The sequence below is a fragment of the Brevundimonas sp. genome (assembly GCF_046299535.1).
Classification (GTDB): Bacteria; Pseudomonadota; Alphaproteobacteria; order Caulobacterales; family Caulobacteraceae; genus Brevundimonas.
This window is the reverse complement of the sequence record NZ_JBKBIB010000010.1, coordinates 129139-152411: the sequence shown is the minus strand read 5'-3', so window position 1 is coordinate 152411 and position 23273 is coordinate 129139. Positions and strand designations below refer to the sequence as shown.

At 68.5% G+C, this 23273-nt stretch carries 23 protein-coding genes and 1 pseudogene; 9 read left to right on the top strand and 15 right to left on the bottom strand.

Translation table 11 applies throughout. The features are described from left to right. Window positions 1-2: 2 nt before the first annotated feature. The 4 genes from cckA to fliQ are packed head-to-tail and all read right to left on the bottom strand — an operon-like array spanning window position 3 to window position 4241. Complete coding sequence (cckA, locus tag ACK4FB_RS10270) at window positions 3-2084, bottom strand: cell cycle histidine kinase CckA (protein WP_409751489.1); 2082 nt, start codon at window positions 2082-2084, stop codon at window positions 3-5. Window positions 2085-2135: 51 nt separating this feature from the next. After that, on the bottom strand, window positions 2136-3209 hold the full coding sequence (gene flhB / locus ACK4FB_RS10265; RefSeq protein WP_409751486.1) for a flagellar biosynthesis protein FlhB: 1074 nt from the start codon (window positions 3207-3209) through the stop codon (window positions 2136-2138). Next, window positions 3202-3972, bottom strand: a complete 771-nt coding sequence (gene fliR / locus ACK4FB_RS10260; protein WP_409751483.1) for a flagellar biosynthetic protein FliR — start codon at window positions 3970-3972, stop codon at window positions 3202-3204. The genes flhB and fliR overlap by 8 nt, the downstream gene beginning before the upstream one ends. Window positions 3973-3977: 5 nt before the next feature. Beyond that, window positions 3978-4241, bottom strand: coding sequence for a flagellar biosynthesis protein FliQ (gene fliQ / locus ACK4FB_RS10255; protein ID WP_409693014.1), 264 nt, complete (start codon window positions 4239-4241; stop codon window positions 3978-3980). A 163-nt stretch (window positions 4242-4404) separates the two neighbouring features. Between fliQ and folE the strand changes: the two genes are divergently transcribed. Continuing rightward, window positions 4405-4986 carry a GTP cyclohydrolase I FolE gene (gene folE, locus ACK4FB_RS10250; RefSeq protein WP_292106531.1) on the top strand — a complete coding sequence of 194 codons (582 nt, stop codon included), beginning with the start codon at window positions 4405-4407 and terminating at the stop codon, window positions 4984-4986. Window positions 4987-5027: 41 nt separating this feature from the next. On the opposite strand, the gene ACK4FB_RS10245 is transcribed toward folE, so the two are convergent. Continuing rightward, entirely contained in the window at window positions 5028-8435 is a 3408-nt protein-coding gene (locus ACK4FB_RS10245) for an amidohydrolase family protein (RefSeq protein ID WP_409751479.1), read from the bottom strand. Between the two features lie 126 nt (window positions 8436-8561). On the opposite strand from ACK4FB_RS10245, the gene ACK4FB_RS10240 reads away from it, so the two are divergent. After that, window positions 8562-9464: a 2OG-Fe(II) oxygenase gene (locus ACK4FB_RS10240; RefSeq protein WP_409751476.1), complete on the top strand. Its 903-nt coding sequence runs from the start codon at window positions 8562-8564 to the stop codon at window positions 9462-9464. A gap of 10 nt (window positions 9465-9474) precedes the next feature. On the opposite strand, the gene ACK4FB_RS10235 is transcribed toward ACK4FB_RS10240, so the two are convergent. The 3 genes from ACK4FB_RS10235 to flgB are packed head-to-tail and all read right to left on the bottom strand — an operon-like array spanning window position 9475 to window position 10639. Further along, window positions 9475-9783: a flagellar hook-basal body complex protein FliE gene (locus tag ACK4FB_RS10235; protein ID WP_409751473.1), complete on the bottom strand. Its 309-nt coding sequence runs from the start codon at window positions 9781-9783 to the stop codon at window positions 9475-9477. Window positions 9784-9795: 12 nt separating this feature from the next. Then, window positions 9796-10215 (bottom strand): flagellar basal body rod protein FlgC, encoded by a 420-nt coding sequence (gene flgC, locus ACK4FB_RS10230; protein WP_409751470.1) that lies wholly within the window; start codon window positions 10213-10215, stop codon window positions 9796-9798. Window positions 10216-10225: 10 nt separating this feature from the next. Then, on the bottom strand, window positions 10226-10639 hold the full coding sequence (gene flgB, locus ACK4FB_RS10225; RefSeq protein WP_409751467.1) for a flagellar basal body rod protein FlgB: 414 nt from the start codon (window positions 10637-10639) through the stop codon (window positions 10226-10228). Between the two features lie 139 nt (window positions 10640-10778). On the opposite strand from flgB, the gene ACK4FB_RS10220 reads away from it, so the two are divergent. Beyond that, entirely contained in the window at window positions 10779-11054 is a 276-nt protein-coding gene (locus ACK4FB_RS10220; RefSeq protein ID WP_409751552.1) for a FliO/MopB family protein, read from the top strand. Window positions 11055-11068: 14 nt separating this feature from the next. Further along, entirely contained in the window at window positions 11069-11911 is an 843-nt protein-coding gene (gene fliP, locus ACK4FB_RS10215; RefSeq protein ID WP_409751465.1) for a flagellar type III secretion system pore protein FliP, read from the top strand. Here fliP and ACK4FB_RS10210 read toward each other — a convergent pair. The 4 genes from ACK4FB_RS10210 to ACK4FB_RS10195 are packed head-to-tail and all read right to left on the bottom strand — an operon-like array spanning window position 11908 to window position 14811. Further along, window positions 11908-12090 carry a Flp family type IVb pilin gene (locus ACK4FB_RS10210; RefSeq protein ID WP_409751462.1) on the bottom strand — a complete coding sequence of 61 codons (183 nt, stop codon included), beginning with the start codon at window positions 12088-12090 and terminating at the stop codon, window positions 11908-11910. The genes fliP and ACK4FB_RS10210 overlap by 4 nt on opposite strands. Window positions 12091-12110: 20 nt before the next feature. Continuing rightward, window positions 12111-12509, bottom strand: a complete 399-nt coding sequence (locus tag ACK4FB_RS10205) for a (deoxy)nucleoside triphosphate pyrophosphohydrolase (protein ID WP_409751549.1) — start codon at window positions 12507-12509, stop codon at window positions 12111-12113. 8 nt (window positions 12510-12517) lie between these two features. After that, window positions 12518-13885: a bifunctional glutamate N-acetyltransferase/amino-acid acetyltransferase ArgJ gene (gene argJ / locus ACK4FB_RS10200; protein WP_409751459.1), complete on the bottom strand. Its 1368-nt coding sequence runs from the start codon at window positions 13883-13885 to the stop codon at window positions 12518-12520. After that, window positions 13882-14811: a peptidyl-prolyl cis-trans isomerase gene (locus ACK4FB_RS10195; RefSeq protein WP_409751456.1), complete on the bottom strand. Its 930-nt coding sequence runs from the start codon at window positions 14809-14811 to the stop codon at window positions 13882-13884. The genes argJ and ACK4FB_RS10195 overlap by 4 nt, the downstream gene beginning before the upstream one ends. 265 nt (window positions 14812-15076) lie before the next feature. Here ACK4FB_RS10195 and secA point away from each other — a divergent pair, with 265 nt between their 5' ends. From secA to ACK4FB_RS10170, 5 genes and pseudogenes are all read left to right on the top strand, one after another. After that, the gene (gene secA / locus ACK4FB_RS10190; protein ID WP_409751453.1) at window positions 15077-17998 is read left to right on the top strand and encodes a preprotein translocase subunit SecA; all 2922 of its coding nucleotides are present in this window, start codon (window positions 15077-15079) and stop codon (window positions 17996-17998) included. A 359-nt stretch (window positions 17999-18357) separates the two neighbouring features. Then, a pseudogene (locus tag ACK4FB_RS10185) lies at window positions 18358-18630 on the top strand (RNA polymerase sigma factor); the annotation flags it as partial. A gap of 35 nt (window positions 18631-18665) precedes the next feature. After that, complete coding sequence (locus ACK4FB_RS10180; RefSeq protein WP_409751450.1) at window positions 18666-18893, top strand: RNA polymerase sigma factor; 228 nt, start codon at window positions 18666-18668, stop codon at window positions 18891-18893. Continuing rightward, entirely contained in the window at window positions 18893-19267 is a 375-nt protein-coding gene (locus tag ACK4FB_RS10175; RefSeq protein WP_409751447.1) for a DUF6768 family protein, read from the top strand. Before ACK4FB_RS10180 ends, ACK4FB_RS10175 begins: the two co-directional genes overlap by 1 nt. 65 nt (window positions 19268-19332) lie before the next feature. Next, on the top strand, window positions 19333-20496 hold the full coding sequence (locus tag ACK4FB_RS10170) for an aminotransferase class V-fold PLP-dependent enzyme (protein WP_409751444.1): 1164 nt from the start codon (window positions 19333-19335) through the stop codon (window positions 20494-20496). A gap of 1 nt (window position 20497) precedes the next feature. On the opposite strand, the gene ACK4FB_RS10165 is transcribed toward ACK4FB_RS10170, so the two are convergent. The 3 genes from ACK4FB_RS10165 to ACK4FB_RS10155 all read right to left on the bottom strand — a co-directional run bounded on the left by ACK4FB_RS10165 (window position 20498) and on the right by ACK4FB_RS10155 (window position 23266). After that, complete coding sequence (locus ACK4FB_RS10165) at window positions 20498-21400, bottom strand: hypothetical protein (RefSeq protein WP_409751442.1); 903 nt, start codon at window positions 21398-21400, stop codon at window positions 20498-20500. 82 nt (window positions 21401-21482) lie between these two features. Further along, the gene (locus ACK4FB_RS10160; protein ID WP_409751439.1) at window positions 21483-22259 is read right to left on the bottom strand and encodes a TonB family protein; all 777 of its coding nucleotides are present in this window, start codon (window positions 22257-22259) and stop codon (window positions 21483-21485) included. Then, a complete protein-coding gene (locus ACK4FB_RS10155; RefSeq protein ID WP_409751437.1) occupies window positions 22259-23266 on the bottom strand; it encodes a fumarylacetoacetate hydrolase family protein in 1008 nt (335 codons plus the stop codon). The genes ACK4FB_RS10160 and ACK4FB_RS10155 overlap by 1 nt, the downstream gene beginning before the upstream one ends. Between the last annotated feature and the right edge of the window lie 7 nt (window positions 23267-23273).

Below are 23273 nucleotides of genomic sequence, written 5' to 3'. Positions count from 1 at the left end.
GGTCAGGTCGCGTACAGCTCCTGCTTGACGCGCTCGGCCAGGGTCTTGATATCCAGCGGCTTGGGCAGGAACGAGACATTGGCCTCGTCGGTCAGCAGGTCCGAGAAGTCGCTTTCGGCATATCCCGAGATGAACATGACCGGCGCGTCGCCCAGATAGACACGCGCCTTCTTGAGCAGGGTCGGTCCGTCCATGCCGGGCATGACCACGTCGGAGATCAGCATGTCGATCTGGCCCGCGTGCTCCTCGGCCAGCAGAAGGGCCTCCTCGCCGTCGGCCGCCTCGATGACCTCGTAACCGCGCTGGCGCAGCAGCTTGGCCGCGATCAGCCGGACGGCGGATTCGTCCTCCACGAACAGGATGCGTCCCGCGCCGGACAGATCGCGGGGCGCAGCTTTCCGGGGCTTGGGTTCATGGATCGCCTCGGCCAGCTCCTGCTCGCCTGCGGCCGGCATGAACATGCGGAACGCGGCGCCCGCAATCGTTCCATCGGGGCCTTCGAGGTTCTGCACGGCCACATGGCCGCCAGCCTGCTGCATGATGCCGTAGATGGTGGCCAGACCCATGCCGGTGCCCTCGCCCACGGGCTTTGTGGTGAAAAAGGGCTCGAAGATCTTGTCCAGCAGTTGCGGGGGCACTCCGGGGCCGGTGTCGGCCACCTCGATCAGGGCCACGTCGCCTTCGGGCGCGGCAGGCCAGCCCAGGTCCCGCGCCTGATCGGCGGTCAGGCGCTGGGTGCGGATGGTGACCACCCCGGCGCCCGGCTCCACCACCCCCCGCATGGCGTCGCGGGCGTTGACCGCCAGGTTCATGACCGCGCGCTCAAGTTGCCCCCGGTCGGCGGTGACGGCGGGCAGGTCCCGACCGTAGTCGGTCTCAAGCCGCACGTCCTCGTGCAGCAACCGGCGTAGCAGAACCGCGAAATCCGCCACCAGCTCGCCCAGGTCCAGCCGCTCGCGCTTGACCGTCTCCTTGCGCGAGAAGGCCAGCAGCTTGGACACCAGACTGGCGGCCCGCGACACCGTCTGACGGATGGCGTTCAGACCGTCATACGACGGATCCCCTACCGGATGCCGCTCCAGCAGGGCGTCGGTCTGAAGGCGCATGGCCGTCAGGATGTTGTTGAAGTCGTGGGCAACCCCGCCGGCCAGTTGACCCACCGCCTGCATCTTCTGGGCCTGGGCCAGCTGCATCTCGGTGGATTTCTGGGCGGTGACGTCAAAAAGCCAGATGCGGCGCTTGTCTCCCTCGGGCGCCACATAAAGATGCAGGCTGCGGTCCGGAAACGCCTTGGCGATCAGTTCGATGGGCCCGGACGAGCCCTGGGCGATGCGTTCGCGGGCCTCGGCGACGCCCTGTGGCAGGAACAGCTGTCCGAAGGCGGCGTCGCGCGCGGCGGCCGGGCCGGTCAGGACGGCCAGGGCGGGGTTGGCTTCCTCGACCTTGCCTGTGAAGAGATCCTCTCCGGCCAGAACCGCCGAGCCGAAGGGGGCGCCGGCCGCCATGGCCCTGCCGTCGCCGATGTCCATCAGGGGCGCCCGGGGCGGCTGGGCGGGGTCGCGGGGGATCAGGACGCCCTCGGGCGCCTGGCGCACCAGAAAACGCCCGTCGCCCGCCGCGCCGATCAGCACCTCAACGTCGCGTTCGCCGATCCTCAGTGTCGCCCGGCCGGGTTCGCCGCGCCGCGCCTGGGCGAAGGCCATGTAAAGCGAACTGGCGGAGCGTCCGGAGGGCAGGGCGGCGGTCGAGCCGCCCGCTTCGGTCCAGGCGGCGTTGAAGGCCAGAACCCGGCCCCCGCTCCAGACCAAAGCCGCCGGCTCGGCCATGGCGTCCAGAAGATCCACCGCGGCGTCGCCCGTCGCGCGTCGGCTTACGCCCGTGTCCGCCCGGCTGAACGCCATCACGCCCATAAGCGCCACGGCGGCCAGGGTCACGATCAGGATCAGCCCGGGCGCACTCCAGGGATCATGACGAAACGCCGGATACGCCGCGGCCGCCACGGCGATGACGAAGCAGGCCGCCGCGGTGACCAGCCAGGGGTCGATGCGCATGCGGGTGGGGATATCCCGGTTCAGGGCGTCCATTTCAGAGCCTCGCCTCTGATTCGAAGACGTTCAGCATACGCTGTTTGCACGTCATCGGCGCTTGCGGCCGTTGAGGACGAAGCCGATCACCCGTGCGGCCGCCTCGAAGTGTTCCCGGGGAATGACCTCGTCCACCTCCACGGTGGCGTAAAGGGCGCGCGCCAGGGGCACGTCCTCGATGATGGGCACCTTGTGGTCGCGGGCGACTTCCCGGATCTTGAGGGCAAGGGCGTCGACGCCCTTGGCCACGCAGAGCGGCGCCGCATCCTTGCCGGGGTCGTATTTCAGCGCCACGGAATAGTGGGTCGGGTTGGTCACGATCACCGTGGCGTCCGGCACATTCTGCATCATCCGCTGGCGGCCCTTCTGGGCGCGAATCTGCTTCAGCTTCGCCTTGACGTGCGGGTCGCCCTCGACCTGCTTGTAGTCGTCCTTCAGTTCCTCGCGGGTCATGCGCATGCGCCGGGCGAAGCGGTGGCGCTGCCACATCCAGTCGGCGAGGGCGGTTACGCCCAGAAAAACCAGGGTCGCTCCCAGAATGGCCACCGCCAGATCCCGGGCCATGGGCAGAATGGCCGCCGGACTCATGGCCGCCAGCGCCTCCAGCTCGCGGGTGTGGGGCCGCAGCACGACCCATGCGATGGCGACCGTGGCGACAAGCTTCAGGAACGTCTTGAAAAAGTTCATCAGGCCGTCCGGCCCGAAAATGCGCTTGGCCCCCTTCAGCGGCGAGATCTTCTCCAGCTTGGGCTTGAGCTTTTCCCCGGTGAACAGGAACCCGGACTGGATCAGGTTGCCGCCCGCGCCGCCGACGATGGTCCCCAGGGCCAGGGCGCCGAGCAGGGGCGCCGTCGCCCACACGGCGCGGGCGCCGATCTCGACCCCGGCCCCGGCCTGAAAGGCGCCGACCATGGCGTGAGGGGCGGCGATGAAGGGCATCAGTTCCTGCGCCAGGTGGGTGGTGAACCAGCCGCCCCCGATCAGGATCACCGCCGAGGCGCCGAGCAGGGACAACCAACTGGCCAGGTCCGGGGTCTTGGCGACGTCGCCCTTTTTGCGCGCCTCATCGAGCTTTCGCGGGGTCGCCTCTTCTGTCTTGGAGTCCTGCTCCTTTTCCTCAGCCACCCGCGCCTCCGGCGAAGCCGGCGGCCATGGTGCGGAAGCGTTCGATGAACACCGTGCCGATCACGCCCAGGCTGAGGGTGAAGACCGACAGGCCCAGGATGACGCTGAGCGGCGCCGTGGCGAAGAAAATCTGGAACTGGGGCATGACCCGTCCCACCAGCCCCGAGGCGAGGTTGAAGATCAGGGCGAAGACCAGGACCGGGGCCGCCAGTTGAACTCCCAGCAGGAAGCTGTCGCCGACGGTGCGCACCGCCATGGTGGCGAAATCCTCCAGCAACAGGGGGCTGAGGGGAGGGATCACCTCGTAGCTGCCCGCAAGCCCGGCGATGAACAGGTGGTGGGTGTCGGTGGCGAAAATCAGGGTCACGCCGAACAGCGTCAGGAAGGCGGCCAGCGTCGAGCCGGGCTGCGCCTGGAGCGGATTGGCGGTCTGGGCGAAACCCAGGGTGATCTGCATGGACACCGTCTCTCCCGCCACGGCCAGCGCCGACAGCATCATCCGCAACAGGGCCCCGATCATCAGCCCGGTGGCGACCTCGCGGATCACCCAGCCGGCGACCCCGCTCACATTGGCGGGCAGGGGCGGCAGGTAGCCCACCACCACGGGCGCAAGGGCGATGGACACCAGCAGGGCCAGGGACAGGCGGATGCGGGGCGGCACATAGGCCTCGCCGATGCCTGGAATCATCATCAACAGGGCGCCGACCCGGGCGAAGATCAGTCCGCCGGCCCAGACCTGATCGGCGGCTGCGTAAGGCTCCATGCCTGCTACATGCCCGCGATGCGTTCGGTGATCTGCTGGAAGAACCCGCCCATCAGGGCGCCCATCAGCGGCAGCAGCAGCAGCAGGGAGACGAAGATGGCGATGATCTTGGGGGCGAAGATCAGGGTGGCTTCCTGAATCTGCGTCAGGGCCTGGAACAGGCCGATGGTGACGCCCACGATCAGGCCCACGATCAGGATGGGGGAGGCCAGCTGGATGGTCAGCCACAGGGCGTCGCGCCCCACATCCATCACCTCGGTCCCCGTCACGCGCTCAGCCCCGTCCGTCGACAATACACCGGGCAGAAAATGCCGGGGTCATGGTTAACAGCGGGTTAGGATCGACCGTGCGCATCCGTTTCTCGCAGGAATCCGTATCGAAAACGTCCGCACGAATGGACCCTCCCAGACACGATCAGCTAAGGGTCGCCCCATGACTGACGAAACTGCTCCCGTCTCCCAGACCGAAGCCGAAGCCGCCGTGCGCACCCTGATCCGCTGGGCCGGGGACGATCCCGCCCGCGAAGGGCTGCTCGACACCCCCGCACGCGTGGCGCGCAGCTACCGCGAACTGTTCGCCGGCTACGAGGTCGATCCGCGCGAATATCTGGAGCGCACCTTCCAGGAGGTGGGCGGCTATGACGAACTGGTGGTCCTCAAGGACATCCGCTTTGTCAGCTTCTGCGAGCACCACATGCTGCCCGTGGTGGGCAAGGCGCACGTGGGCTATCTGCCCACCGACCGGGTGGTGGGCATCTCCAAACTGGCCCGGGTGGTGCGCGGCTTCGCGCGGCGCCTGCAGATCCAGGAGAAGATGACCGCCGAGATCGCCCGCACCATCCATGAGGTGCTGCGTCCCGAGGGCGTCGGGGTGGTCATCGAGGCCGAGCACAGCTGCATGACCATGCGGGGCGTCGATGTGCCCGGCGCCAGCCTGACCACCAGCCACCTGATCGGCGTGGTCCGCGACGACCCCCGCACCCGCGAGGAATTCATGCGGCTGGCGCGGGGCTAGAAGCGGACCCTCTTGCCCCTCGGGGGAAGAGGGCTTCCGGGTCAGTGCTCGCCGTGGTCGTGCCCGTGGACGTGGCCGATGGTCTCGTCCGGGGCCAGGGTCTCGCCGTCCTCGCCCTCGAACCAGAACGGGCGACGGGGCTGGCCGCCCACTTCATCCATGTTGTCGTCGAAGATGCGGCCGTTGATCACGGTGTAGCGGATCGAGGTGGAGTTCCGCAGGTTCTCCAGCGGGTTCGCGGACAGCACCACCAGATCGGCCAGCTTGCCGGGCTCCAGTGATCCGATGTCCCGGTCCATACCCAGGGCGCGGGCGCCCTGGATGGTGCCGGCCTGCAGCGCCTGGTGCGGGCTCATGCCGCCCTGCTCCAGCATCCACATCTCCCAGTGGGCGCCCAGACCCTCGCGCTGGCCGTGCGGGCCCAGCAGGACCGGCACGCCCAGTTCGGCCAGGCGCGCGGCCTCCCGGGCGACCGAGATGTGGTTCAGTTCGTTTTCCGGCACGTGCACGGGGCGGCGCGAGCGGGCGTCCACGATGCGGCGGGGCACGAAGCGCAGCAGGCGCTCGTTCCGCCACACCTCGCTTTCCTGATACCAGTAGTTTTCGCCCCAGTTGCCGCCGTAGGCCACGGTCAGGGTCGGATTGTAGGCCACGCCCGTCTGGCTCCACAGCTGGTGCACGTCGTCATACAGGCGGGCCAGCGGAATGGCGTGTTCGATGGTGGTGTGACCGTCCACGATCATGGTCATGTTGTGCTGGAACAGCGAACCGCCCTCGGGCACCACCATCATGTCCAGTTCGCGCGCGGCCTGGATGATCTGCTGGCGCTGGTCCCGGCGCGGCTGGTTGTAGCTCTTGACGCTGAAGGCGCCCGCCGCCTGCATCCGGCGCAGGGTGGACCGGGCGTCATCCAGATCCTCCACCACCGCCGTGAAGGGCGTGGCCGCCCCGTACAGGATCGTGCCGGTGGAGAAGATGCGCGGTCCCAGCACCCTGCCCGCCCGCGCCAGTTCGCTGTGGGCGAAGATCTCGCTGGTGTCGTTGGACGGGTCGTGGATCGTCGTGACCCCGAAGGCCAGGGAGGCATAGTTCACCCAGCTCTGCTGCGGGATGATCTCGTTGGCCCCCATTGAACCGTGCCAGTGGCCGTCGATGAGGCCGGGGATGATGGTGGCGCCGGACGCATCCACCGTCCGCGCGCCGGCCGGGACCGTGACCGAGCCGGCAGGGCCGACCGCGGCGATCCGGTTGCCGTCGATGACGATGGTCCCGTTCTCGATCACCTCGTCGCCGTTCATGGTGATCAGTCGGGCGCCGGTCAGGGCCAGCACGCCGTCGGGCGCCGCCGTCGGGTGGCTGAAGCCCAGATTGATCCCGCGCTGGGGCGGCTCGGGCAGGGCCTCCGGCGCGCCGTCCACGAAGGCGAAGGCCTCGTTGAGATTGCGTGAGAACAGCTCGGGCCCCAGGGACCACTGCAGGCGGCTGGAATCGCCGGACCAGTGCAGCCACTCGCCCGCGTCGCGCGTGACCCGCGTCTGGGGCAGGGCCCCGCCGCCGGCGCTGAGCGACACGCCCCGGCCCGTGCCGATGAAGGGGGCCACATAGGGGTTGAAGCGCTCGGTCCAGGCGATCCAGTTCTGATCGGGCGAGATGGAGAACTCGGCCGCGTACTGGCTGGTCAGGTGGGTGCGCTCGTCAGAGCCGTCCAGGTCGATGGAGCGGAACGCGCGCACGCCCTCCGCGCCCGGGGCCGTGAAGAACAGACGGTCGCTGGCGGCGCCGAACTGGGGTTGCGAACCCGAAGCGACGACCAGGGTCGGAGCCCCGCCGCCCGCAGGCATGGCGTAGATGCCGGTGTCACGGCTGTAGAGGCCCGAGCGCAAACCGCCGCCTGACACCGTCCGGTAGACGATGGTGCGGCCGTCCGGCGAGAAGGTCGGCTCCACATAGTGCCCCGGTCCCTGACTGACGACGCGTCCGTTTCCGCCCGAGGCCGGAACCACGCGGATGGTCCCCAGCTCGTCGTCGCTCCAGGTGGTGTAGACGATGGAGCGCCCGTCGCGGGACCAGGACGGATACAGCTCGAAATGATCGTTCTGGCGGGTCAGGCGGCGCGCCTGCCCCGTCGGCAGGTCACGCACCCACAGCTGGCCCAGCGCTTCGAACACCGCGCGGCGGCCGTCCGGCGAGGTGGTGGCCCAGCGGACCATGCGCACGTCGAACTGCTCCGGCGCCACTTCCACCGGGCGGCGCAGGGCGTCCTGCACCCGCCGGGTGTCGGTGACGCGGAACGGAATGTCCGTGACCTGACGGCTGGCCACGTCGATACGCCGGATGTCGCCGCCGGCCCAGAAGACGATGGCGCCGCTGTCCGGGGTCCAGCTGATGCCCGGATAGACCCCGTGGATGGCCCAGGTCTCCTGCAGGTCGCGGTCGAGGCCGCTGTAGATGGGGATTTCGCGGCCGGACTCGATGTCCATCAGATACAGGGTCGACTGGTACCGGATCCGCCGGATGAAGGCGAGCCAGCGGCCGTCGGGCGAGGGCGTGGGGCGGATCGCGCCGCCCGGTCCGGTCACGTAGGGCGCCACCTCGCCGGTCTCCCGGTCCAGACGCTGGATCACATAGATCTGGCCGTTGGGGTCCTTGCTGTATTCGAACGTCCCGCCCGGCGTGGCGTCGTCGCTGAAGTACAGGTAGCGCCCGTCGGGCGAGAAGACAGGCTCGCCCGAGTCCTTCTGTTGCGTGCGGCGCTCGGTCAGCTGAACACCGGACCCGCTGCCGGAGCGGTGGTACAGCCACATCTCGCCGGCGCCCAGCGAGCGGGCGGAGGTGAAGTGCTTGCGCGCCACGATGAACTGTCCGTCCGGCGTCCAGTCGGGCTGGCTCAGCAGGCGGAAGGTCTCGCGCGTGATCTGGGTGGTTTCGCCGCTGGTCCGGTCGATGGTCCAGATGTTGTCGCCGCCGCCCCGGTCCGAGGTGAAGGCGATGGAGCGTCCGTCCGGCGACCAGCGCGGATGCATGTCCCACGCCACGCCGGAGGTCAGATTGGTCGCCTGTCCCCCGCCGATGGGCATGACATAGAGGTCGCCCAGCATGTCGAAGACGATCTCGGTTCCGTCCGGGCTGACGTCCACCGACATCCAGGTGCCCTGGGTGACGTCAATGGGAATGTCGCGGGCCGGGCCCATGGGATTGTTCACGTCCCAGGTCTCGTCCGTTTCATCGGCGCCGGGCGGCGGTTCGGTGGGACCCGATCCCAGGGCTTCCTGCTGCGCCAGTTCCTGCTCGACGGGGCGCGGCTCCTGCTCCTGCTGTTCGGGGCTGTCCCTGTCCTGCGGCTGATCGGCGGGAACGGGCTCGGGCGCCGGGGCGGGCGATGGCTCCTGCGCGAATGACGGACAACCGATGGCCAGTGCGGCGACGCTCGCCAACAGGATGCGCTTCATGTGAAATGTCCAACGGGCAGCTTCGCGGCACGCGCGCCGCGGCCGAATGTCTAGACGACCTTCGCGCGACTTGGCGAGCCTTTGAGAGATTTTGGCGTCGCGGGCGCCCCGCGCTAAAGCATGTTCATGATCGATCCCACCCTTCCGCCCGATCCCGCTGAACTGCGCCTGGCGTCAGACGACGGCGACGCCGAATCCGCCCTTCGGCTCGCAGTGCTGGCGGCGGTGGGCTTTCGCATGGCGCCGGACTGGTCCCTGTCCCTGGAACAACTGGCCCGCGCCGCGGCGTTGGGATCCGGATCGGCCCGCGGCCAGCTCGCCGTCCTCGCGCCGGAGGCCGCGCGTCACGCGGCGGAGCGAGCCGACGCGGCGGCCTGGGATCAGGCCGCGCCGAAAGTCGATCTTGCATCGTGGCTGGCCCCGCCGCGACCCGTAACCATCTCACAGGGGCCTCATGTGCTGTCGATCCCCGGCTTCCTTCCCGCTGAGGCCTGCGACTGGATCATCCGGAGGGCGGCGGACCGGCTCGGACCCGCCGAGGTCTATGATCCGGCCACAGGGGAGGGGCGGCGCGAGGGCGTGCGCACGAACAGCGCGTGCGCCTTCGACCTGTGGGCGCTGGATATGGTCATGGTTCTTCTGCGCGAGCGGGTCATCCGGGCGACGGGGCTGCCGGCTCATGGTCTGGAGCCGTTACAGGTGCTGCGCTACGACACAGGCGAAACCTTCGACTGGCACGTGGACTATCTGACGCCCGTCCAGCCGGGCCTTGCCGAGGATATGGCCCGAAAGGGCCAGCGCATCGCGACGGTTCTGGTCTATCTGAACGAAGACTACGGCGGCGGTGAAACGGCCTTCGAGAGCACGGGGCTGCGGCACAGGGGTGCGCGCGGCGACGCCCTGATGTGGGCGAACACCTTGCCGGACGGCCGCGTCGACACGCGCACCCGCCACGCGGGCCTGCCGCCCACCCGGGGGGTCAAATGGGTGGCGTCGCAGTGGTGCCGGAGCGGGCCGCCGCGCCGATGAGGCGGGGGCCTCAGATCGGCATGCGCATGATTTCCTGATAGGCGCTGATGACCTGGTCGCGCACGGCCATGACGGTTTCCAGCGAGGCCTCGGCCGAGGTGACGGCCGTGACCACGTCGATCAGCTCGGCGCGGCCCTGGACCGCTGACGACATCTGGGTTTCGGCGGCCCGGGTCTGCTGGACCGTGTCGCCCATGACCGATTGCAGCAGGTTCGAGAATTCCGAACCGCCCGCCGGGGAGACGTTTCCGCCGGGAGCGGAAGGCGCGGCCGTCCCTTGCGCGGCTGCGTAGGCTCGCATCGCCATCATGGGGTTCATGGCTCAGGCCTCCTATCGCTTCAGCAGGTCGAGAGTGCGGGTGTCCATGGCCCGCGCCGTCTCGATGACGTTCAGATTGGCCTCGTACGCCCGCTGCGCCTCGCGCATGTCCATGGCCTCGATCAGGGAGTCCACATTGGGCCGCATGACATAGCCCTCGGCGTTCGCGGCCGGGTGCGAGGGGTCATGCTCCATGCGGAATTCTCCCATGTCCGGCCGCACCTGGGCCAGCCGGACGCCGGTCCCGCCGTCCAGGGCCTGCGTCTGGAACACGGGCATCTGGCGGCGGTAGGGCTCGCCGCCCGCCACCAGGGCGGTGGACTGGGCGTTGGCGATGTTCTCGGCGATGATGCGCATGCGCGACTGCTGGGCGCGCAACGCCGAGGCCGCGATGTTCATGGTCGGGTTCCGGGGCGGAACGGGATCAGGCATTGGTCATCTCCTAGCCCGCACCGGGCTTTCTGGCCGCCATGCGAAGCATGTTCATGGACTTCTGGTAGAATCCGATAGCCGCGTCGTGGGCCATCCGGCTTTCGGCCATCCGCAGCATCTGCTCCTCCACCACCACGGAATTGCCGTCCAGGGTCGTTTCCGAATCCGGCGAGGTCATGGAGGCGAAGCGCGCCGCGCGTTGGGGCTCCAGCGCGATGTGGGCGGCGCTGGTGCGCATCATGCCCACCCCTTGCGTCTGGCGGGCCAGGGCGTGGGCGAAATCGTCCGGCGCGCGCAGATCACGGGCGGCGAAGCCCGGCGTGTCGGAGTTGGCCACGTTCTGGGCGATGATCCGCTGGCGCTCTTCCAGCCAGCCAAGCCGGCCGCGAATGGCGTCAAACAGGGGAATGTCGTCCAGGCGCATGGGAGTCCCGCCACAATGGCTACTGGGCCAAAAATGCCGGGTCCATGGTTAACAGGGGGTTTCCTCAACCGGTCATTAACCACGATCCTTAATGCTGAAGCCCGAATCCGGCATGTGGCCGGGCGGGGCCGGTCTCTCCATGGGTTTTCTCGATTTCGCGCGCGCCATGCTGGGCCTGGCCATCACCCTGGGGCTGATCGGCCTGGCGGCCTACGCCATTCGGCGCTACGCGCCGGGCCTGATGGAGCGGTTTCAGGGGCCGCGCGGCGAGCGACGCATGAAGGTGGTCGAGACTCTGGTCCTGGATCCCGCCCGCCGTCTGGTCCTGATCCGGGTCGATGACGAGGAGCGCCTGATCCTGCTGGGTGAAGGCAAGGAACTGATCGAGCCGCGCGGGAAGGGCGGCGGGTCGTGAGGAGCTCGCGCACGATGGCCGCCCTTCCCGGGCCGGGCCGGCAAAAGGTCGTCTGTCTCCCCACCCGCGCCGAACTGAAGCGCGCCCTGCGCCTGTCGCTGATCGTCACCCTGGTCAGCCTGACCCTGGGCCTGATCCTGCCCGTGGCGGCCATCGCCCAGGAGGCGGCGCAGTCGGGATCGGCCATCAATATCGATCTGGGCACCGGCGCCGGCCTAACCGAGCGCGTGGTCCAGCTGGTGGGCCTGATCACGGTCCTTTCGCTGGCGCCGTCCATCGTCATCATGACCACCAGTTTCATCCGCATCGTCGTTGTGCTGTCGCTGCTCCGCACCGCCCTGGGCATGCAGCAGTCGCCGCCCAATGCGGTTCTGGTGTCCCTGGCCCTGTTCCTGTCGGCCATCGTCATGGCGCCCACCTGGCAGGCGGCCTACGACTCCGGGATCCGGCCCCTCATGGACCAGCAGATGGAGCTGCCCCAGGCGTTCGACGCGGCGTCCGAACCGGTCAAGGCCTTCATGCTGGACCAGGTGGGGCCGCGTGATCTGGAGCTGTTCACGCGCATGTCGCGCATCGATCCGCCGGAGAATGTGCAGGATCTGCCGCTGCGCGTGGTCACGCCCGCCTTCATGATCTCGGAACTCAAGCGGGCGTTCGAGATCGGCTTCCTGCTGTTCGTACCCTTCCTGGTCATCGACCTGGTGGTGGCCAGCGTGCTGATGTCCATGGGCATGATGATGCTGCCGCCGGTGATCATCAGCCTGCCGTTCAAGCTGATCTTCTTCGTGCTGGTGGACGGCTGGCGGCTGGTGGCCGGATCGCTGGTGGAGAGCTTCCAGCGAGGGGCGGGCGGCTAGCCCCCCGAGGCCGCGCCGGACACGGCGTTGGCCGCCCCTATGAACACCCCGGTGGCGTTTTCGCCGAACAGGGTCACCGCCCCGATGATGACCAGAAAAATCAGGGCGCAGATCAGGCCGTATTCAATGGCCGTGGCTCCGCGCTCGTCCGAGGCCAGCCGACGCACAAACCGTTTCATGCCGCCCTCCGCGGTTCAGGTCACAGGAGGTCGCGCAGATACGCGACCAGCGGTGCGTCGGCGGGGGGCATGGGATAGTCCGACATGCGGTTCGGCCTGACCCACGCCAGGGCGGCGTGCTCATGGCGCGTCACCACGCCCTCCCAGCGTCTGCACAGATACAGTGGCATCAACAGGTGAAGTGAATCGTAAGCGTGGCTGGCGAAAACGAACGGGGCCAGGCAGGCTTCCTTCGTCTCGACGCCGAGCTCCTCGCGCAGTTCGCGGATCAGGGCCTGTTCGGGCCGCTCGCCCGGCTCCACCTTGCCGCCGGGAAACTCCCACAGCCCCGCCATCTGCTTGCCTTCGGGCCGCTGGGCGATCAGCACGCGCCCGTCTGCGTCGATCAGGGCGGCGGCGACGACGAGGAGGGTCGGCAGAGGGGTGGTCACGAGCGGTAATCGCCGTTGATCTCGATGTAGCCCTTGGTCAGATCGCAGGTCCAGACGGTGGCCGAAGCCCGGCCAGAGCCCACGTCGACGGTGATCTCCAGCTCCGGCTTCTTCATGTAGGCGCTCATGGTCGCCTCGTCGTAGTCGGACGCCGGAGCCCCGTCCCGGGCGGCCCAGTGGGGCCCGAAGCGGATCGACAGGCGGTCGCGGTCCACCGGCTCGTCGGTCTTGCCCACGGCCATCACCACGCGGCCCCAGTTGGCGTCCTGGCCCGCGATGGCGGTCTTGACCAGCGGGCTGTCGGCGATGGAGCGGGCCAGCTTGCGGGCCGAGCCCGGCGAGCGGGCGTTCTCCACCGTCACCTTGACGAATTTGGTCGCGCCCTCGCCGTCGCGCACCAACTGGTGGGCCAGATCCAGCATCACCGCGTCCAGCGCCCGGCTGAAATCCGCCAGCCGCCGGTCGCCCACCCGCCCGATGCGCGGGGCGCCCGAGGCTCCCGTGGCGAACAGCAGGCAGGTGTCGTTGGTGGAGGTGTCCCCGTCCACGGTCACGCTGTTGAAGGTGGTGCGCACATGCAGGTTCAGCAGGGCGCGCAGCACGTTCGGATGAATGTCCGCGTCGGTGACGATGAAGGCCAGCATGGTGGCCATGTCCGGGGCGATCATGCCCGAGCCCTTGGCGATGCCGGCGATGCGCACCGTCACCCCCTCGATCTTCGCCTCCGCGAACGCGCCCTTGGGGAAGGTGTCGGTGGTCATGATCGCCTGGCCCGCGGCCTCCCAGCCGTCCGCCGTCAGCCCCGCCTCGATATCCGCCATGCGTGCGGCGATCTTTCGATCATCCAGCAGGACGCCGATCACGCCGGTGGAGGCCAGCATCACGTCCCGCTGACGACAGTCGAAGCGCTTGGACGCCGCCGAGGCCGTGCGCCGGGCCGCATCGCCGCCGGCCTTTCCGGTGAAGGCGTTGGCGCAGCCGGCGTTGACGACCAGGGCGCGCACGTTCTGGCCGCCGTTGTCGGCTTCCAGATGACGGCGGCACCAGTCCACCGGCGCGGAGCCCACCTGGTGCCGGGTGAAGACCCCGGCGCAACTGGTGCCTTCGGCGAAGCGAAACACCGTCAGGTCATGGCGGTCATGCTTGTAGAACCCGGCGCGCGCGGTGGCGATCTCGACCCCCGCGATGGGCGGAATCTGCGGGAAAGGCGTGGCCAGCGGCGACACCGCCAGTCCCGGCTTGCCCGTGGGCGCGGGCGTCCGGCCGGCTGTCGGCTTGGCCGGCGTGACCCGTTTCAGGGCGGTGGCCAGAGGGTCCAGGCCCTTTTTTATGGAAGACGAAACGCCGTTGTCCGACTTGCTCACGCGGGCTCTCCATCCTGGGCAGCGGCGGGAGGGGCGGAGTCCGGCTCTTCGGGCGCGCCGGGCACGGCCAGGGGATCGCCGGTCAGCATCACCTCCACCTCGGCGCGGCCGCGAAGCTGCTCCAGCAGGCGGCGTACCTCTTCATAGGTCAGGTAGCGCACGATCTGGGGGCGGGCCTGTTCAAGGGTCGGCGGCGTCTCGCGGCGCCGGTCCTCGACCCGCAGGACGGCCCAGCCGCCCTCCGCCTCGAACGGGCCGACGGTGTCTCCTGCGGCGGCGTTCCTGAGGGCTGCGGCATAGGTCGCGGGCATGACGTCCAGGGTCGAATAGCCCAGGTCCCCGCCGGAGAACCGGGTGGCCTCGTCCGTGGATCGCTCCATGGCCAGTTGCTCGAAATTGGCCCCGGTGGCCAGCATGCCGCGCACGGCGTCGGCGTCCTCCCGCGTGGCCGCCAGGATCAGGCGCAGCCGGATTTCCTCGGAGTTCCGGGCCAGACGCAGCTGTTCCTGATAAAGGGTCTGCACCGCCTGGTCCGAAATGGCGCGGTTGACCGTGGTTTCCACCAGCATGTCGCCCAGAATGCGCTCGCGGGTGGCTTCCAGCCGCCGCTGGGCCAGCGGGCTGTCCGCCAGGCCGCGCCGTTCCGCCTCCCGCGCAAGAAGCTTCTGGTCGATCACCTCGTCCAGCACCCGCCGGAACAGATCCGAGGTCATGTCGAGGGGTTCGCCTTCGCCGATCAGGCCCTGGGCCACCGCTTCGCGCTTGACGTCCGAGGCCCAGATGGCGGCCCCCTCCACCCGCGCCACGGCGCGGTCGCCCGGCTCGGGCGGGCTCTCGTCTCCCCCGCCGCGACCGCAGGCCGCTACGACCAGAATCATGGCCATGACAGCCAGTCCGGACAGGCTCCGTGAGACGCTTCGGCGCATGTCGAGCTCCATGATGCGGGGCCGTTCCGGCCTTTTGCGGAACCGTGCCGCAAAAGCCCTCGCGTTGACAGGGGATAGGGCGGTGCTTAAGTCTCGCCCGCGCCCAAGTCGAGGGATTTTCGATGGATCGCGCGGCCTCGAATTCCCTTGTGGACTTGGCCGGCGGAGGTTCTTCGTCCCACGGCCATGGCGTCGTCCGCCGACCCTCCCTGGGCCCTCGCCCTGACAGAACGGGCGCCCGCTCGACCGCCTGACCGGATTTTTCATGCTCGGCTTCGCCAAAAAGTTTCTCGGTTCCTCCAACGACCGCCAGGTCAAGTCCTTCATGGCAAGGGTCCAGCGCATCAATGCGCTGGAGCCGAAGATGGAGGCGCTCAGCGACGACGAACTGCGCATGATGACGCAGGCCTTCCGCGACCGCATCGCCGGCGGCGAGAGTCTGGACAAGATTCTCAACGAGGCCTTCGCCGTGGCGCGCGAGGCGTCGAGGCGTGTGCTGGGTCAACGCCAGTTCGACGTGCAACTGGCCGGCGGCATGATCCTTCATGACGGCGGCATCGCCGAGATGCGCACCGGCGAGGGCAAGACCCTGGTGGCTGTTGCCCCGGTCTATCTGAACGCCCTGTCAGGCAAGGGCGTGCACGTCATCACCGTCAACGACTATCTGGCCCGCCGCGACGCCGAATGGATGGGCCGGGTCTACCGGTTCCTGGGCATGGAGGTGGGCGTCATCGTCAACGGCCTGTCCCAGGGCCAGCGCCAGGCGTCCTACGCCGCGGACATCACCTACGGCACCAACAACGAGTTCGGTTTCGACTATCTGCGCGACAACCTGGTCTATGACCGGCGCGAGATGGTCCAGCGCAGTCACCACTTCGCCATCGTCGATGAGGTGGACTCCATCCTCATCGACGAGGCGCGCACGCCCCTGATCATCTCGGGGCCCACCGATGACCGGTCGGAACTGTACCTGACCGTCGACGGCATCGTTAAGGAACTGATCAAGGACAAGGAGACCTACGACCACGACGAGAAGCAGCGTCAGGCGCTGCTGTCCGAGCTCGGTTCCGAGCGGGTCGAGGACATCCTCAGGGAACGTGGCCTGCTGGCCGAGGACTCCCTTGACCTCTATGACGCGGTCAACGTCACCCTGGTGCACCATGTGAACCAGGCCCTGCGCGCCAACACCCTGTACCAGCGCGACAAGGACTATATCGTCAAGGGCGGCGAGATCCTGCTGATCGACGAGTTCAACGGCCGCATCATGCAGGGCCGCCGCCTGTCCGAGGGCCTGCACCAGGCCATCGAGGCCAAGGAAGGCGTCAAGATCCAGCCCGAGAACCAGACCCTGGCCTCGGTGACGATCCAGAACTATTTCCGTCTGTACGAGAAGCTGGCGGGCATGACCGGCACCGCCGCCACCGAGGCGTCCGAGTTCCACGACATCTACAAGATGGACGTGCTGGAAGTGCCGACCCACCGGCCGATCCAGCGCATCGACCATGACGACGAGGTCTATCGCACCTCGGCCGAGAAATTCCTGGCGGTGGCGAAGACCATCGCCGACCGTCACGCGGCCGGACAGCCGATCCTGGTGGGCACCGTGTCCATCGAGAAGTCCGAAAAACTGTCGGAACTGCTGCAGAACCACGCCTGGGAAGTGGAGGTCTGGCGGCTCAAGCCCGAGGCGCTGGACAAGGCCAGCCAGCTGGCGGGCGGGCGGCGCATCAAGCCGATCTGGACCCGTTCGGAACTTGAGACCGACCCCACCGGCGCGAAGCTGCTGGACAAACTGGGCGTCGACGCCTTCACCGTCGAGGTGAAGAGCGGCAAGGGCGTGCCGCACAATGTGCTGAACGCGCGCCACCACGAACAGGAAGCCTTCATCGTCGCGGACGCGGGCCTGCCTGGCGCGGTGACCATCGCCACCAACATGGCCGGCCGCGGCACCGACATCCAGCTGGGCGGCAACCTGGAGATGCGCATGTCGCGCTGGATCCAGGAACAGCGCGCCATGGGCAATGAAATCACGCCCGAGCTGGAGGCCGCCGAATCCGCCCGTCTCCAGGCGGACATCGAACAGAACAAGCAGGCGGCGCTGGAGGCCGGCGGCCTGTTCGTGCTGGGCACCGAGCGCCACGAAAGCCGCCGCATCGACAATCAGCTCCGTGGCCGGACGGGCCGTCAGGGCGACCCCGGCACCTCCAAATTCTACCTGTCCACCGACGACGACCTGCTGCGCATCTTCGCCGGCGACCGTCTGGCCTCCATCATGGAGACCTTCAAGGTCGCCGAGGGCGAGGCCATCAGCCACTCGTGGCTGAACCGGGCGGTCGAAACGGCCCAGAAGCGTGTCGAGCAGCGCAATTACGAAATCCGCAAGAACCTGCTCAAGTACGACGACGTCGTGAACGACCAGCGCAAGGCGGTGTTCGAACAGCGCCAGGAATTCCTCGACACCGAGGATCTGTCGGAAATGGTGGCCGAGTTCCGCCGCGACACGGTGTCGGACCTGGTCGAAACGCACATCCCGCCCAAGGCCTACGCCGAGCAGTGGGACATCGACGGCCTTGAGGAGGAGGTCACGAGGCTCCTGGGTCTGGACGTGCCCGTCCGCGCCTGGGCCGCCGAGGAAGGCGTGTCCAACGAGGAGATCGAGGAGCGCCTGCAGGCCGCCGCCGAAGCCCGCGCGGTGGAGCGCGAGGCCCAGATCGGCGCCGGTCAGATGCGCGGGCTGGAACGCCAGTTCCTGCTGCAGATGATCGACATGCAGTGGCGCGAGCATCTGGTCCATCTCGACCATCTGCGCGGCGTTATCGGCCTGCGAGGCTACGGCCAGCGGGACCCGCTGAACGAGTACAAGACTGAAGCCTTCTCCCTGTTCGAGACCCTGCTGACCAATCTGCGCCACAACGTGACCCGCTGGGTCATGACGGTGGAGTTCCGCTTCGAGGCCCCGCCGCCTCCGGTCGGCGATTTCCAGGAGATCCACCTCAATCCGCTGACCGGCGAGAACGAGATGAGGAACCCGGCCGCGCAGAATCCGGAAGGCGCGCTCACCGGCGACGACCGCGCCCGCCTGCCGGTGGACGCCCTGCCCCCGGGCTGGGAGCGCACCAGCCGCAACGCCAACTGCCCCTGCGGCTCCGGCCGCAAGTTCAAGCACTGCCACGGCGCCCTGGTCTGATCGCTCGCTTGTTGTGACTCGTCCTTCTCCCCCTCGGGGGGGAAGGTGTCATGTCTTCGCCTCCCTTCGCCCGGATGAGCGGAGGAAAGCAGCGGGCGACACCCGCGCCAGCGCCCCCCATTTTTCCGCACCCGATACCTTGCCCCGCAAGGGCTGGCCGCAGGAAATGGCCCCTTTCACGCCCCCGCCCTTTTCGCGGGGCTATGATGCTGGCGTCGTAGCGTGGAGGGGCGATTCCAACAATTCAGACAATTCAGACACTGTTTTTTCGGCGCCGAAATCCGAAATATCGGCCGCGTGAGTGAACCTTTCGGCGCGCCCGGGCGACTATGGTCGTGAAAGCGTAGCGGGGGCCGTCCGTGCCGATATCCGAACTTGATCGCGTTCATGACGAACTGCTGGTGGTGCTGGTCCAGGCCGGCGACCGTCGGGCGGGGGAACGCCTCGCCGCCCGCTGGCAGCCCCGTCTGCTGCGCGCCGCTCGCCGCATCCTGCGCAGCGAGGATCGCGCCCGCGACGCGGTTCAGGACGCCTGGACCTCGATCTTTCGCGGCGTCACGCGGCTGAACGATCCGGCCGCCTTTCCGGCCTGGGCCTTCGGCATCCTGAACCGGCGCTGCCTCGACCGCATCCGGGCGACAGCCGCCACGCCGAAGCGGCGGTCGATGTGGATCAGGTTCCCGACCTGCCAAGGGGCGAGGCCGAGGGGCTGGACCTCGTCCGCGCGCTGGCCGGCCTCGATCATGCTCACCGCACGGCCGCGGTCCTGCACTTCTGCGAGGGCCTGACCCTGGCCGAGGTCGCGGCCGCTGTCGGCGTGCCCGTGGGCACGGCCAAGTCCCGCATCTTCCACGCCCGCCGCCGGCTCAAGGCGGCCCTGACCGGAGACACCTGATGACCCGAGAAATTGATCGCCTGCGCGCCGCCCTTGAAGCCGATGACGAGGCCTTCCTGAACAGCCTGGAGAAGGAGCGCGGCCTGTTCGCCCAGATCGGCGAAACCTTTCGCGGCCCCATGCGGGCCATGACCATCGCCGCCAACGGGGTGGCTCTGATTGCCACGGCGGTCGGCCTGTGGGCCGTATGGAAGATGCTTGGCGCGGCCTCCACCCGCGACCTGATCCTGTGGGCCGCCGCCGCCTGGGCGGCCTGGACGATGCAGATCGCCATCAAGCAATGGATCTGGTCGCGGATGAACACCCTGTCGATCCTGCGCGAGATCAAGCGCATGGAGCTGCGCATGGCCGCCCTGGAGGCGCGCCTTCGGTGAGGCTTGAGCGGGGCCGGGCGGAACGATAGGGCTAGGGTCCTGCCTGTTTCCCCGCGCGAGGTCCCGTGAGCTACAAGCCCCTGTTCTCCCGCGCTCTCGGCGCCGATCCGAAACGACTGCACTTTGCAGCCCACAGCCATCACCTGTGGCCCGACGCCAGTTTCGACGGCCAGGTGCGGGCCTGGGCCGAGGCCAACCGTCACGCGGACCGCAAGTGGGAGCTGATCTTCGGCGAGGTCGTGCCCGAGGCGCAGGGCCATGTGGCGCGCGAACTGAACCTGCCCTCGTCCGATACCGTGGTGTTCGCCCAGAACACCCACGACTTCCTGATCCGGCTCGTCTCGGCGGTTGAGAAGAAGCCCGTCCGCATCCTGTCCACCGACGGCGAGTTCCACTCCTTCCGCCGTCAGGCCGCGCGCTGGGAGGAGGCGGGCGAGGCGGTCGTTACCCGCGTGCCCATCGCCCCTTTCGAGACGTTCCCGGACCGGTTCCTTGAGGCCGCGCGGGCCGGCGGCCACCACCTGATCCTGGTCAGCCAGGTGTTCTTCCGCACCGGCTGGATGATCGCGGCGGTCGAGGATCTGGCCGCCCTGGCCGATCCCGAAGGCCCGTGGGTGGTGGTGGACGGCTATCACGGCTTCATGGCCGCCCCGACGGACCTGTCGGCGGTGGCGGACCGGGTGTTCTACGTCACCGGCGGCTACAAATACGCCATGTCCGGCGAGGGGGCGGGCATCCTGCACGCGCCGCCGGGCTTTGGCCGTCGGCCTGTGGTGACGGGCTGGTTCGCCGAGTTCGGCGACCTGCAGGGCCCGCCGGGCGGCGTGGGCTACACCGCTGATGCGGGCCGGTTCTGGGGCGCCACCTTCGACTCCACGCCCCTGTACCGCTTCAACGCCGTGCGGCGCATGCTGGACCGGGAAGGCCTGACCACGGCCGATGTGGCCGCCCACGCGCGGACGCTTCAGGTCCAGTTCGCCACCGCCGTGGCCGCCGGGCGGTGCGGTCGGTTGAAAGAGGCCGCCCTGCTCAATCCGGTGCGGGGCGAAGCGCCGAGGGCGCGCTTTCTGGCCTTCCGCCACAAGGACGCCCAGGGGTGGAAGGCGCGGCTGCAGGACGCTGATGTCATCACCGACGTGCGCGACGATGTGCTGCGCTTCGGCTTCGGCCTCTATCAGGACGAGAGCGACGTCGCGCGCCTCATCGAGATCTGCCGACGCGTCCTCTAGGCTAGAAGAAGGTGGCGTCTTCCTGCTTCTGGGCGCGCGGCGCCTCGCGCGGGGTGGTCGGCCGGGCTGGCGCGGGGCGGGGCGTCGCGGTCTCTTCGCCGACGTCTCCACGGGGCGGCGCATCGACAGCGGAGTTCGTCGAAGGCTCCGTGGAGGGCGGAATACGCGGCAGGTCGCCCAGCTCCGGATAGGGCAGCGGCTCGGCGCCGAAATCGTCCTCCGTGGCGGGCCCGCGGCCCGGAGCGGAGGCGGAGGTCTGGTCCGGCGCGTCCAGATCGTCGCGGATGAAGGCCCACGAGCGGGGATCCGAACAGGCGCAGGCCTTCAGATAGCCCTCGCGGTCGCGCCACAGGATCAGCGGATAGCCCGCCCCCACCCCCTGGCCGCGCAGCAGGCCGTTCAGGCGATCGACGAAGTCACGCCCCGCCTGGACCACGGCGCCGCGCGCCAGATTGCCGTCAGCCCCGGGGATGCCCGCGGCGGTCCAGTTGCGAGCGGGCGTGGCGGTCCAGCGTTCGTAGAGCGACCAGTCCCGGCTCAACCAGATCTCGGCCACCGTGGCCCGTTCCGCCGCCGTCGACTGGGCCAGGCCCTCGCGGTCGGGCCGCGCGAACACGATCACCCGGGCCTCGACCCCGGCCGCCCGCAGTTTGGGGAATTCCTCGCGCTCATACCGCTGGGCCGCCGCGCTGTCGCGCCAGGCGACCATGTAGAGCGGCTCGCCGCCGCCGCCCGCTGAAATCCATGAGGCCTCGTCCAGCAGGCGCTGGATCTCGGCCTGGTCCCGCTGGATCACCACCGGCTGGAACCGCGCGTAGAAGTTCCAGTAGGCCCAGTACCCGCCTCCGGCGAGCCCAAGGCCGATCACCAGCGCCAGCGCGCTCCAGACCAGAAATCGACGCATGAATGGCTCCCCCGGTTCAGCTGGGCCTTATAGCGCGGGATGAAGCAAAAATCAGGCCGGAAGCCCTGAGGGAAGGAATCTGTCACTGAATGCGCCAGCCGATAGGCATCTGAATCAGCGCTTCGCTATGAGCATGCCCATTCGCTCGAATGGGGGTCATTCGGAAGTTCGGCGCAAGGGCGATGGTTGCAGCGCCAAAGCCCATCCCCGGGGGGCTTTCGGACAGGATGATGCAGTCCTCCAGGTGTCCGCTCGCAGATACCCGGCACTCCATCCGAGCCTCGCCGGGCGTCCGGCTTGTAGCCGCTTCACGCGGATAAAGGCGTGCCAGATCTTCCCCGGAAGGTCGTCTGAGCCACTCCGGGCTGGTCGTGCTGACGCTATCCTCGGAGGGTGCGGTCGTCGGATGCCGGCAAGAGGTCAGAACGTCGATCAGGTTCTCCGTCCCGGAGGGCGCGTCGATATCATATCGGTGGCGGGGGCCTGCTTCGGGCATCAGTTCAATCACCACGTCTTGGTGGTGAAGGAGGCTGCGAGACAGGTGGCTCGGTTGGCGGGCGAAGAGGATCGTGCCGTCCTCGGATAGCCGCCAGCGCTGTTCTTTGGGCTCAGCGTCGCCCATCGCGATGTTGATGGCGACGTGGGGCTGAACCACAGGCTGGCCCAGCGTCATCATAACCTCCAGATCGCGCCGGCCGGTGCAGCGGGCGATCATCTGCACGCCCGAAGCCCACTCGGCCGACACCGCGACGACGTTCCGCGGAGCTTCGGCGACAGGCGTCCAGGTCTGGGCGACGGCCGCGCAGGTAGTGAAAGCGCTCGCCGCAATCGCCGCCGCCGACAGAGCCCGGTTCCGCATCACACCGTCTCCACCACCTGCTCGATGGCGCCGAAGAGGGTGCGGCGGTCGTCGTCCAGCATCTCGATGCGGACGGTGTCGCCATGCTTGAGGAAGGGCGTTTCGGCCTTGCCGCGCAGGATGGTCTCGACGGTGCGGACCTCGGCGATGCAGGAGTAGCCCAGGCCGCCGTCGCTGACCGGCTTGCCGGGGCCGCCGTCGGCGTCCCGGTTGGAGACGGTGCCCGAGCCGATGATGGAGCCGGCGACCAGGGTGCGGGTCCTGGCCAGATGGGCGATCAGGGTTCCGAAGTCGAAGGTCATGTCGACCCCGGCGTCGGCCTTGCCGAAGGGCTGGCCGTTCAGGGTGACGGTCACCTCGCCGTGCAGCTTGCCGTCCTTCCAGCGATCTCCCAGCGCGTCGGGGGTGACGAAGACGGGGGACAGGGCGCTGGCGGGCTTGGACTGGACGAAGCCGAAGCCCTTGGCCAGTTCGCCGGGGATCAGGTTGCGCAGGGAGACGTCGTTGACCAGACCGATCAGCCGGATGTGGGACAGGGCCTCTTCGCGCGTCACGCCCTGGGGCACATCGCCGGTGACCACCACGATCTCGGCCTCCAGGTCGCAGCCCCAGGCTTCGTCCTTCAGCGGAATGGGGTCGCGGGCGCCCAGCATGGAGTCCGAGCCGCCCTGGTACATCAGAGGGTCGGTCCAGAAGCTCTCGGGCATCTCGGCGCCGCGCGCCTGACGCACCAGCGCCACGTGGTTCACATAGGCCGAGCCGTCGGCCCACTGATAGGCGCGGGGCAGGGGGGCGGCGGCGTCGCGCTCGTGGAACCGGCCGCGCGGCACGGCTTCGTGCTCCAGGCTTTCGGCCAGGGCGCGCAGGAGCGGTTCACAGCGGTCCCAGTCATCCAGCGCCGCCTGTAGCGTCGGGGCGATCAGGAAGGCGTCGGTGAACCAGTTCAGGTCGTTGGAGACGACCACGAGGCGGCCGTCACGGCCGTGCTTGAGCGATGCGAGTTTCATGACTCAG